Origin of the sequence: Alcanivorax sp. P2S70 (assembly GCF_000475295.1) — a bacterium.
In the GTDB taxonomy this organism is placed as follows: Bacteria; Pseudomonadota; Gammaproteobacteria; order Pseudomonadales; family Alcanivoracaceae; genus Alcanivorax; species Alcanivorax profundi.
Genome location: NZ_AXBZ01000034.1, coordinates 66349 through 79376 on the forward strand (window position 1 = coordinate 66349; position 13028 = coordinate 79376).

The 13028-nt window shown below is 59.5% G+C and carries 13 protein-coding genes; 8 read left to right on the forward strand and 5 right to left on the reverse strand.

What is annotated here, in order from left to right:
* Positions 1-214: 214 nt before the first annotated feature.
* Together Q672_RS27530 and Q672_RS27535 are read right to left on the reverse strand one after the other, a co-directional pair.
* Positions 215-826, reverse strand: coding sequence for an outer membrane beta-barrel protein (locus tag Q672_RS27530; RefSeq protein ID WP_031226603.1), 612 nt, complete (start codon positions 824-826; stop codon positions 215-217).
* Between the two features lie 90 nt (positions 827-916).
* Positions 917-2218, reverse strand: a complete 1302-nt coding sequence (locus Q672_RS27535) for an MFS transporter (RefSeq protein WP_022985719.1) — start codon at positions 2216-2218, stop codon at positions 917-919.
* A 121-nt stretch (positions 2219-2339) separates the two neighbouring features.
* Between Q672_RS27535 and metX the strand changes: the two genes are divergently transcribed.
* From metX to Q672_RS27555, 4 genes are all read left to right on the forward strand, one after another.
* Positions 2340-3515, forward strand: coding sequence for a homoserine O-succinyltransferase MetX (gene metX / locus Q672_RS27540; RefSeq protein ID WP_022985720.1), 1176 nt, complete (start codon positions 2340-2342; stop codon positions 3513-3515).
* Positions 3508-4098, forward strand: a complete 591-nt coding sequence (metW, locus tag Q672_RS27545; protein WP_022985721.1) for a methionine biosynthesis protein MetW — start codon at positions 3508-3510, stop codon at positions 4096-4098. The genes metX and metW overlap by 8 nt, the downstream gene beginning before the upstream one ends.
* 56 nt (positions 4099-4154) lie before the next feature.
* The gene (rdgB, locus tag Q672_RS27550) at positions 4155-4751 is read left to right on the forward strand and encodes an RdgB/HAM1 family non-canonical purine NTP pyrophosphatase (protein ID WP_022985722.1); all 597 of its coding nucleotides are present in this window, start codon (positions 4155-4157) and stop codon (positions 4749-4751) included.
* 84 nt (positions 4752-4835) lie between these two features.
* Entirely contained in the window at positions 4836-5513 is a 678-nt protein-coding gene (locus Q672_RS27555; RefSeq protein ID WP_022985723.1) for a hypothetical protein, read from the forward strand.
* Here Q672_RS27555 and Q672_RS27560 read toward each other — a convergent pair.
* Entirely contained in the window at positions 5504-5959 is a 456-nt protein-coding gene (locus tag Q672_RS27560; protein WP_022985724.1) for a YaiI/YqxD family protein, read from the reverse strand. The two genes, Q672_RS27555 and Q672_RS27560, sit on opposite strands and share 10 nt — an antisense overlap.
* 137 nt (positions 5960-6096) lie before the next feature.
* Between Q672_RS27560 and hemW the strand changes: the two genes are divergently transcribed.
* Both hemW and Q672_RS27570 read left to right on the forward strand, forming a co-directional pair.
* On the forward strand, positions 6097-7245 hold the full coding sequence (gene hemW / locus Q672_RS27565) for a radical SAM family heme chaperone HemW (protein WP_031226605.1): 1149 nt from the start codon (positions 6097-6099) through the stop codon (positions 7243-7245).
* A 65-nt stretch (positions 7246-7310) separates the two neighbouring features.
* Positions 7311-8084: a TetR/AcrR family transcriptional regulator gene (locus Q672_RS27570; RefSeq protein WP_022985726.1), complete on the forward strand. Its 774-nt coding sequence runs from the start codon at positions 7311-7313 to the stop codon at positions 8082-8084.
* A gap of 79 nt (positions 8085-8163) precedes the next feature.
* On the opposite strand, the gene Q672_RS27575 is transcribed toward Q672_RS27570, so the two are convergent.
* On the reverse strand, positions 8164-8538 hold the full coding sequence (locus Q672_RS27575; RefSeq protein WP_022985727.1) for a hypothetical protein: 375 nt from the start codon (positions 8536-8538) through the stop codon (positions 8164-8166).
* A 136-nt stretch (positions 8539-8674) separates the two neighbouring features.
* Positions 8675-9484 carry a bifunctional DNA-formamidopyrimidine glycosylase/DNA-(apurinic or apyrimidinic site) lyase gene (gene mutM, locus Q672_RS27580; protein ID WP_022985728.1) on the reverse strand — a complete coding sequence of 270 codons (810 nt, stop codon included), beginning with the start codon at positions 9482-9484 and terminating at the stop codon, positions 8675-8677.
* 134 nt (positions 9485-9618) lie between these two features.
* On the opposite strand from mutM, the gene Q672_RS27585 reads away from it, so the two are divergent.
* Complete coding sequence (locus Q672_RS27585; protein ID WP_031226607.1) at positions 9619-11604, forward strand: hydantoinase/oxoprolinase family protein; 1986 nt, start codon at positions 9619-9621, stop codon at positions 11602-11604.
* 178 nt (positions 11605-11782) lie between these two features.
* The gene (locus Q672_RS27590) at positions 11783-12970 is read left to right on the forward strand and encodes a DesA family fatty acid desaturase (RefSeq protein ID WP_022985730.1); all 1188 of its coding nucleotides are present in this window, start codon (positions 11783-11785) and stop codon (positions 12968-12970) included.
* The last annotated feature ends 58 nt before the right edge of the window (positions 12971-13028 follow it).

Below are 13028 nucleotides of genomic sequence, written 5' to 3' on the forward strand. Positions count from 1 at the left end.
AAGCAATCCTGTTAGCGCAAGCCGTCGTATAGTGAAAACATCAAGAAAGGATAGGCCGCCGGGAATCATCACATTGCGGCTTGAGGTCTCCGTCATGTGCTCCATACCTTGGCACTGACGATGTTGGCCAGCACCAGGCTGGCCAACATCAACGACAGAGAGGATCGGATCTAGGCCGGTATCACCAGAAACGGCGAGACCAGTGACAAGGACATCAGCGGAAGTAGCCTTCTAATCCCAGGCTGATGCTGTCGTACTCGAGCTCATCGCCACGCTCATCCTCGAAGCGGTACAAGGTATAGCCCGCAACGACACCGGCCTTGCCCTGATTGAACAGAAACTTGCCGCGCACACCATAAAAAAAGTCACTCCCTTCACTGGAGGCTCTGGAAGTGCCCGATGCGGTTCGAGTAGTGGACTCTCCATCCCACCGTTGCAGTCCCAATGTGCCACCGAGGTACACGGTATCCGCTACAGGGAACATCAGATCCGCAGCCAGATACAGGCCATCGGCATCCACTTCATACTCTCCGATTTTTGCTCCACCGAAGCTGACCTCACCTGCCTGCTCACCAAATTTCCGGTAGCCCAGGCGTACAGATGAGGCTCCGCCGAAGGCAAACCCGACATACAGGTCCGCCCCTGTGTTGGCGCCATCATCATCAACATTGAAGCCCGAACCCAGCTCGTCTTCGAGCTCGTCCGCGAAGTTACCGGTATCGATCCCTACTCCTGCCCCAACCATCAAACCCCGGCTCGGGCTTTCTTCGGCCCAGACACCACTCGCTGCCAATGAGCAAAGCATAACCACTAACGTCTTCTTCATTTTTCCCCCAGAAAGGATGACAAACAAACCACTCACCTTAGCGCAAAATAGCAACGCAGGCAGTCTCCCCATATAGCTTTAGGATATTACTTACACGGTTTTAAGCGATATCGCACAAAGGACCCCTGCTGCTCCCATACCCCCCAGCACCACAAGCGCCCAATCATTTCCCAGCGTCGCCACCGCCGCACTGAACACACCAACCACCAGCAGCAAAACCCCGATCACGGTATTACTGACGGCCGTGTAATCTGTTCGCTTGGTTCCCCCTGCCATATCCACCATATAGGTCTTGCGTCCGATACGAACACCTGCATGTGCGATAGCGAGAACAAAAAACGCGCCCGGATAGAACCAGTGCACCCCATCTGGCTGCCAGCCGGATAGTGACAGCCCACCCGCGCCAAGGCATACCAGCGCCGCCAAAGCGCCACCACGGATCATCACCGCACGACTGGAGCTGTCGGCCATGTAGCCCCACACTGTTGCACTTACTGCGCTGGCCAAGCTCGATGCCAGCACGAAGCTACCCAGCATCAGTGCCAGCTCTGACTGATCTTGAGCCAGCAGCACAAGGAAAGGGGATGCCAACGAAGAGGCCATCAACAAGGCGCGGGCAAGCACGAAACGTCGAAATGGACGATCTGTTTTCAGCAACGACAGGCTAGCCCAAGCCTCTTTAAGGGCATTACTGCCACCCTCACTGGCTCCGGGGTATTCATCCACCCGCCAGAACACCAGGGCAGCAACCAACCAGGCCACGCCGGCCCCCGCCAACAACGCACTGTAGAACAGCATGGATGGGTCGCTATCGCCGCGAAACAGCAGCAGTGTCAGCGCAAACGTCAGCGCACCGGACAAGGTGGCGGATAACCCGGTGAGGCGCCCCCGCCGTGATTTGGGGATGCACTTGCCCTGCACATCCTTCATGGCCACCGAGCAGAAGCCACGGCTAATACTGAACAGCACCAACAGGCCGATTACCCCAAGTCCCGCCTGCAAACCGTCCAGCCACCACACCACCGCTGCCATGCCAAGCACAGCCACCCCCTGCAGAGCAGCCCCCAGCACCCAAAAGCCCTTTCGCACCGGGTAGCGGCGTACCAGGGCACCAATCATCAATTGCGGGATCAGTGACCCAGACTCACGAATCGGCACCAACAACCCCGCCAGAGAAGCAGGCGCCCCGACGGCACCGATCAACCACGCCAGCACCGTTTTCGGATTGATCAGCAGATCACCGATCTTGGTTAGGGTATTGGCACTGATGATACGAAAGAAGTTACCCGGTACCTCCCGGCAGGCCGCATCCGAAATGTCGGTACAGGTGCGGGCATCCTCATCATTGGCAACTTTCTGATAAAGGGTATCGAGCAATTTGTCGGATGCCATAGAAGATGGTCCCTTCCCGTTTCCACAAAGGGCCATGTTACCACGGCCGGTTACCGGTCCTGCATTGCGCCCCCACCGGTCGAGCTTTAGACTTTGCGACAACCTATGTAAGCGAGTCATCATGCCGCAAGAGATCCCCGCAGATTCCGTGGGTCTGGTGGAGCCAAAAACACACCATTTCGACACCCCGCTCGAACTGGAGTGTGGTCGAACCCTGCCGTCCTACGAACTGGTATATGAAACCTACGGCACCCTGAACCGCAACGCGTCCAACGCGGTGCTGATCTGCCATGCCTTGTCCGGTCACCATCATGCGGCGGGCTACCACAGCATGAAGGACAAGCGTCCGGGCTGGTGGGATACCTGTATTGGTCCCGGCAAGGTGATCGATACCAACCGTTTCTTTGTGGTATGTCTGAATAATCTCGGCGGCTGCCACGGCTCCTCCGGCCCATCGGCAATCAACCCGGAAACCGGTCAGCCCTGGGGGCCGGATTTTCCCATGATGACCGTGAAGGACTGGGTGAACAGCCAGGTGCGGCTAGCCGATGTGCTGGGCATTCAGCGCTGGGCGGCGGTGATTGGTGGCAGCATGGGCGGCATGCAGGCCCTGCAATGGTCCATCGACTACCCGGACCGTCTCAGCCACGCGGTGGTGATTGCCGCGGCCCCGAAACTGTCGGCCCAGAACATTGCCTTTAACGAAGTGGCCCGCCAGTCGATTCTTACCGACCCGAATTTCCATGGCGGGCGCTACTACCTGCACGACACCTACCCACGTCAGGGATTGATTCTGGCGCGCATGGTGGGCCATATCACCTATCTCAGTGATGATGCCATGCGCATGAAATTTGGCCGCGACCTGCGCTCCGGCCGCTTCCACTACGGTTTTGATGTGGAGTTTCAGGTGGAATCCTACCTGCGCCACCAGGGTGAGGTGTTCTCGCGCAACTTTGACGCCAATACCTACCTGCTGATGACCAAAGCGCTGGATTACTTCGACCCGGCACGGGACTTCGAGCATTCCCTGGAAACCGCGCTCAGCAAGCCGAGCTGCAAATTCCTGGTGATGTCGTTCACTTCCGACTGGCGCTTTGCACCGGAGCGTAGCCGCGAAATTGTCGATGGCCTGGTACACGCGGGGCGCGACGTCAGCTACGCCGAGATCGACACCCCCAAGGGCCATGACGCCTTCCTGCTGGATATCCCGGAATACACCAAGCTGTTCGGGGCGTATATGCACAGAGTCGCCAACGAGATAGAACACGGCAGCACCGGGGAGTCAGACCATGCGTGATGATCTGCAACTGATCAGCCAGTGGATCCCCAAGGGCGCCACGCTGCTGGACCTCGGCTGTGGTGACGGCACCCTGCTGGCCTGGCTGGGTGAACACAAGCAGGCCCAGGGTTACGGCCTGGAGATCAATCAGGACAATCTGGCCGCCTGTTTCGAGAAAGGGGTGAATGTACTGGAGCAGGATCTGGACGGTGGGCTCGGCAACTTCCAGAACCATCGCTTTGATTATGTGGTGATGACACAAGCCCTGCAGGCGGTATTACGGCCCGACCAGATCCTCAACGAAATGGTCCGGGTCGGCCGCGAGGCGATTATCACGTTCCCCAACTTCGGCCACTGGAAGATTCGTGCCTATCTGGGGCTCAAGGGCCGCATGCCTGTCTCCTCCGCACTGCCCTACGAGTGGTACAACACGCCCAATATTCACTTGTGCACCGTGCAGGACTTCGAGACCCATTGTCGCAAACACGGCATTCAGATTCTCGAGCGACAGGTGATCAACCGCGAGCACCGCCGCAGCATACTGAGCAAGTGGTGGCCCAATCTGTTCGGCGAAATTGCGATTTATCGAGTCAAGGCATAAAGACAGCTACGTGCTACGCAGTTAGACGCACGCAGCTAACAGCGCAGGAGTTCTCCATGGAAAAACTCGTTCTTGCCTCTGGCAACAAGAAAAAGCTCGCAGAACTGCAAGGGCTGCTTTCGCCACTGAATATCGAGGTGGTACCGCAGAGCGAATTCGATGTGCCGGAAGCGGACGAAACCGGCACCACCTTTGTGGAAAACGCCATCATCAAGGCCCGCAACGCCTGCAAGCATACCGGCCTGCCCGCCATTGCCGATGATTCCGGGATCGAAATCGATGCCCTGCGCGGTGCCCCCGGCGTGTTCTCTGCCCGTTTTGCCGGGGTCGGCGCCACCGACGCCAAGAACAACAAACTGATGGTCGAGCTGTTATCCGATCTTCCCGACGTCAACCGGGGCGCCCGCTACGTGGCCGTGCTGGCATTGATGGAACATGAAGACGATGCCACCCCGATCCTGTGCCAGGGCACCTGGGACGGCGAAATCGTTCTGGAACCCCAGGGGGAGCAGGGCTTCGGCTATGACCCTCATTTTTTCGTTCCGGAAAAGGGTTGCACTGCGGCACAACTGGATCCGCAAGAGAAGAACGCCCTCAGCCATCGCGGCAAGGCCATGGCTGCATTGCTCACCCAGCTGAAACGCGAGCCATAGGACGGCACGGCCCGCAGCCCTCACTTTCGTTTCACGGCGCACGGGTTACCCTGACTTTCACTCCACGCCACAAGGAGCTGTGCCGTGTCTTTACGTGTCATCGCCTCCCTGCTGAGTCTTCCCGCGCCACTGTTTGCCGCTGGCCTGCAGGGCAGCCTGCAAACCCAGTGGCAAAGCCAATATATTTCCGAAGGTCGCGACAATCTGGATGGCAGCAGCCTCTATAGCGTCGGCGGCGATCTGGTGATGGCGGATATCGCTGCCGGAGTCTGGCAAGCCTGGGAGGCCGGCGGCGACTACCGCGAAAACACCCTCTACGCCGAATACGCCCCCTATTTCGGAGAGTGGAACCCCTACCTGAATGTCAGCTACCTGCAGTTCCACCCTCAGGATCCCGACGATGTCGAGGTCGGCATCGGCGTATCGCGCAGGCTGACTACGCTGATCCGGCTGGCTCTGGACAGCACCTGGAGCAAGCAGGCCAGCGGTCGTTTTTACGCCCTCTCTGCCATCGCCGAAACACCACTATGGGAAACCGTGATCGTGGACCTGCGGCTTACCCAGACCTATGACGATGGCTATGCCAGTGAGGCCTACGACGGACTCAACAATCTTGAGGCCGGATTGCAGCTCACCTGGAACGCCATCGAAGGACTGAGTTTCTACGCCGGCTGGCAGTACAGCTGGGCCGGCGAAGACGTTCGCCGCGATGGCGGCCAGGATGAAAGCTGGGGGCAAATCGGGGTAATGGGCTACTTCTGAGTCCGGTGACGTGCCAACCAACGATCCAGTGCATTGGCGAACCGCCCCTTGTCCTGGGCGGAATAGCTTTTCGGACCACCGGTTTCCATCCCGGCTGAGCGCATCTCTTCCATGAAGTCCCGCATGTTCAGGCGCTCGCGCACGGTATCCTTGTCGAGCCAGTGCCCCCGGGGCGTCACGGCCTCTGCGCCCTTCGCCACTACCTCCGCAGCGAGGGGGATATCCTGGGTGACCACCAGATCCCCCGGTTCACATCGGCGGACAATTTCGTTATCTGCCACATCAAACCCCTGCCCCACCTGAATGGAGCGGATCAGCGCCGACCTCGGCACCGCAATGGCCTGGTTGGCCACCAGGGTGCACGGCACCTGCACCCGCTGCGCTGCTTTGAACAAGACCTCTTTCACCGGCCTCGGACAGGCATCGGCATCAACCCAGATATGCATAAACAGCAGTTATTAGTTAACAGTGAATAGTGAACAGCGAAGGCAAAACACACACTTCGCCCGGACGGTTTGCTACCATACCCCAAGCCGGTGAATTTAGCTGTTCACTGTTAACTATTCACTGTTAACTGACCTCCATGCCTCTCACCCCTCCCCCCCTCTCCCTTTACATCCACACGCCCTGGTGCGTGCGCAAGTGTCCGTATTGTGATTTCAATTCCCATGAGCGCGGCGAATTGCCTGAAGAGGCCTATTTGCAGGCCTTGCTGGTGGACCTGGAGCAGGATCTGCAACTGGCAGGGGAGCGGCCGGTAGAGACGGTGTTTATTGGTGGGGGAACCCCCAGTTTGATGTCGCCCGCGTTTTACCGGGAGCTGTTTGCCGGTATCCGTGCCCGCCTGCCTCTGTCCGAGCATGCCGAGATCACCCTGGAGGCCAACCCCGGCACCACCGAGGCCGCCCGTTTTGAGGGCTTCCGGGAAGCGGGCATCAATCGGCTGTCCATCGGGGTGCAGAGTTTCAACAACGGTCACCTCCAGGCACTGGGGCGTATCCACGATGCCAGTGCCGCGGTGCGTGCCGCCACACAAGCCCGGGCGGCCGGCTTCGACAATCTGAATCTGGATATCATGCACGCCTTGCCCGGCCAGAGTCAGGCGCAGGCGCTGTCCGACCTGGAACAGGCCATTGCTCTGCAGCCTACTCATCTAAGCTGGTATGAGCTCACCATCGAACCCAACACGGTCTTTTACCGCTCGCCGCCACAGCAACCGGACGGCGACAGCATGGCCGACACCGAGGAGGCCGGTTTCGCCCTGTTGGCCAGGCACAATTATCACCGTTACGAGGTGTCCGCCTTTGCACGACCGGGCCTTGAATGCCGCCACAACCGCAATTACTGGGAATTTGGTGACTACCTGGGGATCGGTGCCGGGGCTCACAGCAAGCTCACCAAGGCAGCGGATAATGCCATTCTGCGCTTCCAGAAAACCCGTAAACCGGAAGATTACCTCGCCGACCCGGCCCAAAGTCGTCGCCAGTTACAGCCTGTGACCGGTGCTGATCGTTCATTTGAGGCACTACTTAACGGATTACGCCTCACCGGTGGCATATCGTTACAGGTGATAGCGGACAGGACGGGGGTGAATACGGCAGAATGGGAAGGCTTATTGGGGGATTTGCAATACCGGGGGCTCATTGCCATGGAGCAAGGTCATATCAAATGCACCCGTACCGGTTTGCAACATCTGAATGGAGTGCTGGAAACCCTCGCCAATACGCTGTGAATGGCACTTGCGTATTAGTGCCCGGGTAACCACACTAGTCATACGGACAAGACAAGAATTTCACCATGATTAAAACTCGAAGCGGGCGCGAACAGGCCCTTGCAGAACGCGAACAACTGTTTATTGAAGCCACACGGCAGCAGCTGTGCAACGAGGGCCTGCTGGGTATCCAGATGGCCGCCATTGCGCGTAGCTGCAACTTCGCTACCGGCACGCTATACCACCACTTCGCCTCCAAGGAAGACCTGCTCATGGCGGTCTGTACGGAGCTTACCGCTACTCGACGCGAGTATTTCAAGCGGGTCGCGGACTCTTCCCTTAGCAGCCGCGACAAAATGATGGGCTTCTCCGTGGCTTTTGCCCTGTTTGCCCAACACCATCCTGAGCACTTCCGGCTCGAGCAATACGTCATGACCGATGTGGTCTGGCAGGCCGCTTCGACCCATCGCCGTGATCAGCTTCTGGAAGCACACCAGCCCATCGGTCGCATGGTCGAAGGCGTTGTGCAGGAAGCAATGGACAACGGCGAACTCGAAAGCCACGGGAATGCGCCGTTGACGTTCAGCGTTGGCCAGTGGGCCATGACGATTGGCATGCACACCCTGATTCATGCCGAAGGCATTCTCAACATGTATACCCTGAACGATCCTTACCGGATGTTGCTGCGACACGTGCAGCTGCAACTCAATGCCTTGCAATGGCAGCCGCTCGCCGAGAACCCTTTCGACGATGCTGCACTGAACAGCAAGGTATCAGAGCTGTGCAATGCGCTGTTTGGCGACCTCTGTAGCGACAAGAGCGGCTGCCTGAACCTGGACAGCGACCGCGCCTGCGGCTGATTGGCAAACGCCTGTTGACGCAAGCCACAAAAAAGCCCGGCATATGCCGGGCTTTTTTATTTCAGCGTGGCTCGCCAAATTAATCTGCGCTGGCAACATCCTCAGACGCATCACGGGTCGCCTTTTCCGCCCTCAGACTTTCATGCTGGGCTGGCGTACAGCCAAGGCAACGCACAAAGGTGTTTTTGCCAGGATTCATCACCAGCACTTCCCCTGCCTCTCCGGCGTTCCCTCCGAGCAGGCTGAAGGGCAAAGTCACCACAAACAACCCAGCCCCAACGACGGTGGAGGCAAGCAATACCGGGCGGGCGATAATGGTGTCGGCAATCATCGCGATTTCCCCCGGACGATCTCCCGCCATGGTGCCAGCCACAGCCGGCATGGGAGCCATTGCGGTGAGCATCATGGTGGCGGCGAGTGCAGATGCCACTACCGGGCGCTTTGCTCGCTTCATGGTCAGTCCCTCTTGCGTTCTTATAGTTAAAGTATCGCTGACATTCTTTCAGCTAAGTCGTTAATATTCCGACAATTGCATCACAATCTACACCTTTGCACCAAGCCCGGCAATACGGAAATTGTTCAATCGTTGATCAGCGCTGACATTGCGGGCAATAACTGGTGCTACGCTGTCCGTGGCGATCTGCCTTGAGCACGGTTTTGCATTGAATGCACGGCTGCCCGGCCCGCCCATATACCCGTAGCGACTGGGCAAAATAGCCCGGCTGCCCGTCTGCCCGGGTAAAATCCCGCAGTGTGGTACCGCCCGCTTCAATGGCCTTCGCCAACACCGCTTTAATGGCTTCAGCCAGGCGATCATAACGCTCTCTGGATACCCTTCCTGCCGCCCTGGAGGGATGTATACCCGCCAGGAACAGGCTTTCCTGCGCATAGATATTGCCCACACCCACCACCGTGGCGTTATCCATAATGAAACTTTTCACCGCGACCTTGCGGCCACGGGAGCGGTCAAACAGCCGCTCGCCCGTGAAGTCGTCCCCCAACGGCTCCGGCCCCAGTTTCTCCAGCAGCGGGTGATCTGCAGCGCCCGCCTGAAACAGCACCGTGCCAAACCGGCGAGGATCATTGAACCGCAACACCTTGCCGTCATCGAGTCGCAAGTCCACATGATCATGCTTGCGCAGCGGGGTCCCCGCTTCCACTACCCGCAAGGTGCCAGACATCCCCAGATGGATCAGCAACTGCCCTTCGGCCAGCTGTATCAGCAGGTACTTGGCTCGCCGCTTCAGCCCCAGCACCGGGCAGTCTTTCAGCGCATACAGGGCCTCGCTGACCGGCCAGCGCAACCGCGCCTCACGCACATCCACACCCCGCAACACCCGCCCCTCAAGATGAGGACGGATACCCTGCAGGGTGGTTTCAACTTCGGGTAATTCAGGCATGGCAAAAGCAGTGAACAATGAATAGTTAACAGTGAATAGCTAGCATCCACTCGCTTCCGGTATGGTAGCATCACGAAGGTTCGCCGTTAGCCCTGTTTTCGCTGTTCACTGTTAACTATTCACTGTTCACTTTTATGCCTCTCTCATACTGGCTCGGTGTCGATACCGGCGGAACCTTTACGGATTTTGTGTTGCTCGGCGATGGGGAGCCACGCATTCACAAGGTGTTGTCCACACCGGACGCACCGGAGCGCGCGATCTTGCAGGGAATCGAGGCACTGGGCATGGGGGCGGCCATGGCCACCGGCGAACTGGCCATTGTTCATGGCACCACGGTGGCCACCAATGCAGCATTGGAAGGCAAAGGCGCGCGCACCGTTTTTGTCACCAACAGTGGTATCGAAGACATCCTGCGCATCGGCCGCCAGAACCGGGCCGAGCTGTATAACCTGACTCCCACGCCTGCCGCCTCTGCCCTGACCGACTTGCCCGTTGAAGGCATCAACGCACGGCTGGACGCCCGGGGCAACGAACTTCAGCCGCTCTCCAGCGACGAGATTGCCGATCTGGTCACCCGGATAAAACAGCATGATCCGCAGTCGGTGGCCATTTGCCTGTTGTTTGCCTATCTGCAGGGAGAACACGAGCAGCAACTGGCCGAGGCCCTGCGCGACGCCGGGCTCAGTGTCAGTACTTCCCATGAGATTGTCGCCACTCGCGGCGAATATGAACGCGGTCTGGCCACCTGGCTGAATGCGTGGCTGTCGCCCAAAGTGGCCGATTACCTGCAACGCCTGCAGCAGGCGACGCGCCCAGCCCCACTGGCGATCATGCAATCCCACGGCGGCACCATTGCCTCCGAGCAGGCTGCCGCACAGGCCGTTAACCTGCTGCTCTCCGGCCCGGCCGGGGGGTTGGCCGCCGCCCACCGACTGGGCGAGCAACTTCAACAACCGAACCTGATGACTTTCGATATGGGCGGCACCTCAACGGACGTGGCCCTGCTCGATGGCGCCATTCGTCTCACCCAGCAGGGGCGCATCGGCCCCTACCCGGTGGCCGTGCCCATGGTCGACATGCATACCATTGGTGCCGGGGGCGGCTCGCTGGCCTACGTGGATGAGGCAGGCCTGCTGCACGTAGGCCCGCAATCCGCGGGCGCCTCCCCGGGGCCGGCCTGCTACGGACAGGGCGGCACCCAGGTCACCGTGACGGATGCCAATGTGGTATTGGGCCGCCTGCAACCAGCCTTTGCGCTTGGCGGTTCCCTGCAACTGGACGTGGCCGCGGCCAACGCCGCCATGGCCCGGCTTGGCAAGGCGCTGGGGCTGAGTGTGCAGGAAACTGCCGAGGGCGTTCTGGCCCTGGCCAATGAGCACATGACCCAGGCCCTACGGGTAATCTCCATCCAGAAGGGGCATGACCCGGCAGATTTTGCCCTGATGAGCTTTGGCGGTGCCGGGGGGCTGCATGTGTGCGCCCTGGCTGACAACCTGGGTATGCGCCGTGCCATCGTGCCGCAACGTGCTGGCGTGCTGTCCGCGGAAGGGCTGGTTTACGCACCCCGCAAGCGCGAACTGTTGCAGGCCCTGGCTGATAACGCCAGTGAGGCCCAGCTTCTGGCTCTTCGCCAGCAGCTCGAGGAACAGGGCAGCCAGGAACTGCAGGCCGAGGGCGTTGACGCGCAGGATCTGCAATTCCAGACCTTTGTGGAGATGTGCTACCGGGGCCAATCTTCCGTGCTGCAGGTCATTTGGCGGGATGACCCTGCCGAGCGGGAGAGCGCCTTTCATGCGGCCCACGAGCAACGCTTTGGGCATCGCCTCGGCCTCCCCGTGCAGCAGGTGAACCTGCGTGTGCAGGTGCTGGCCAACAGCCACACGCCAGACAGCCCCGCGCTCACCGCCGAGGCAGGTAAACCGTCCGGGCACGCCCAACTGCCCGGTATCGATACTCCCGTCGCCCTCTTCCAGCGGGAATCGCTGGGTGCCGGCCAGCGCCTTGAAGGCCCGGCCCTGATTGCCGAAGCTGTCGGCACCACCTGGCTTGCACCAGGCTGGCAGGCCACTGTCGACGCGCTGGGGCACCTGTTGCTGGAACGCGGGGCATCCCATGGTTGAGCGACCTCCGGCCTTTCTGCGCGATCAGGATGGCGGTTCAGGTAACGCTCTGCAGCCCCACCGCCTATCCCCACGGTCAACCATTGGCCAGAAAGTCCGAATTTGACCCATCCTGCGTCTTCTTCCCGTCATGGCGACTGGGCACAATAGCCACTCCGATTCTTTATTGTGCGACCCCATGCTTGATTTCATTCAAAACGGCCTGCTGGGCCTGAGCCTCGGAGAGCTGGTCCTGGTGACCCTCGCCATGACCCACGTGACCATTGTCAGCGTCACGGTCTACCTGCACCGCTACTCCGCCCACCGTGCCCTGGACCTGCACCCGGCCCTGAAGCACTTCTTTCGCCTGTGGCTGTGGCTGAGCACCGGCCAGAATACCCTCGAGTGGACCGCGATCCACCGCAAACACCACGCCAAGTGCGAGACCGAAGACGACCCGCACAGCCCGCAGGTGAAAGGCATCAAGAAGGTACTGCGTGAAGGTGCCGAACTGTACCGCGAAGAAGCCGAAAACCAGGAAACCCTGGCCAAATACGGCGCTGGCTGCCCGGACGACTGGCTGGAGCGCAACGTCTACTCCCGCTTTCCCATGGGCGGCATTGCCCTGATGGCAGTGATCGACCTGGCCCTGTTCGGCGTGTCCGGCATCACCGTTTGGGCCGTACAGATGATGTGGATCCCGGTATTCGCGGCCGGCGTCATCAATGGCATTGGCCACTTCTGGGGTTACCGCAATTTCGAATGCGCCGACGCCAGCCGCAACATTTCTCCGTGGGGCATCCTGATTGGCGGTGAAGAGCTGCACAACAACCACCACACCTACCCGAACTCGGCCAAGCTGTCCGTTCGCCGCTTCGAGTTCGATGCGGGCTGGGCCTGGATTCGCCTGTTTGAAATACTGAAGCTGGCCAAAGTGAAAAAGGTGGCGCCCAAGCCGGTCATCGACCGTGACGCCAAAAGTATCGACCTGGACGCCCTGCGCGGGGTGATGCAACACCGTTTTCAGGTGATGGCCAACTACCGCAAGTCTGTGATTGCACCGGTTTTCAAACAGGAGCGCGAGCGTGCCTGTGAAGCCACACGTGGACTCTACGCTCGCGCCCATGCGCTGTTGCACCGTGATGTGTCTCTGATCAAACCGACTCAGCAGCAACGACTGGCCAGCCTCACCGACAGCAACGAGACCCTGCACGCGATCTACCAGTTCCGTCTGCGTCTGCAGGACATCTGGTCCCAGACCAGCCGTAACTCCACCGAAATGGTGGAAGCGCTGGAGCAGTGGTATCACGATGCCCGCGAATCCGGCATCGCTGCCTTGCAGGACTTTGCCGACCAGCTGACCCGTTACCGGCACGCCACCGCCTGATATCAAAACGGCCGCTTTCAGCGGCCGTTTTTTTATTTTTCGTGAGTCTCGAAAGCAG

Bases quoted from the DNA above. Each gene is read 5' to 3' on its own strand.
- metW (WP_022985721.1), top strand. From the start codon at position 3,508: ATGCGTGATGATCTGCAACTGATCAGCCAGTGGATCCCCAAGGGCGCC.
- metX (WP_022985720.1), top strand. From the start codon at position 2,340: ATGCCGCAAGAGATCCCCGCAGATTCCGTGGGTCTGGTGGAGCCAAAA.
- Q672_RS27535 (WP_022985719.1), bottom strand. From the start codon at position 2,218: ATGGCATCCGACAAATTGCTCGATACCCTTTATCAGAAAGTTGCCAAT.
- Q672_RS27575 (WP_022985727.1), bottom strand. From the start codon at position 8,538: ATGAAGCGAGCAAAGCGCCCGGTAGTGGCATCTGCACTCGCCGCCACC.
- Q672_RS27590 (WP_022985730.1), top strand. From the start codon at position 11,783: ATGCTTGATTTCATTCAAAACGGCCTGCTGGGCCTGAGCCTCGGAGAG.
- Q672_RS27570 (WP_022985726.1), top strand. From the start codon at position 7,311: ATGATTAAAACTCGAAGCGGGCGCGAACAGGCCCTTGCAGAACGCGAA.
- rdgB (WP_022985722.1), top strand. From the start codon at position 4,155: ATGGAAAAACTCGTTCTTGCCTCTGGCAACAAGAAAAAGCTCGCAGAA.
- hemW (WP_031226605.1), top strand. From the start codon at position 6,097: ATGCCTCTCACCCCTCCCCCCCTCTCCCTTTACATCCACACGCCCTGG.
- Q672_RS27530 (WP_031226603.1), bottom strand. From the start codon at position 826: ATGAAGAAGACGTTAGTGGTTATGCTTTGCTCATTGGCAGCGAGTGGT.
- Q672_RS27560 (WP_022985724.1), bottom strand. From the start codon at position 5,959: ATGCATATCTGGGTTGATGCCGATGCCTGTCCGAGGCCGGTGAAAGAG.
- Q672_RS27585 (WP_031226607.1), top strand. From the start codon at position 9,619: ATGCCTCTCTCATACTGGCTCGGTGTCGATACCGGCGGAACCTTTACG.
- mutM (WP_022985728.1), bottom strand. From the start codon at position 9,484: ATGCCTGAATTACCCGAAGTTGAAACCACCCTGCAGGGTATCCGTCCT.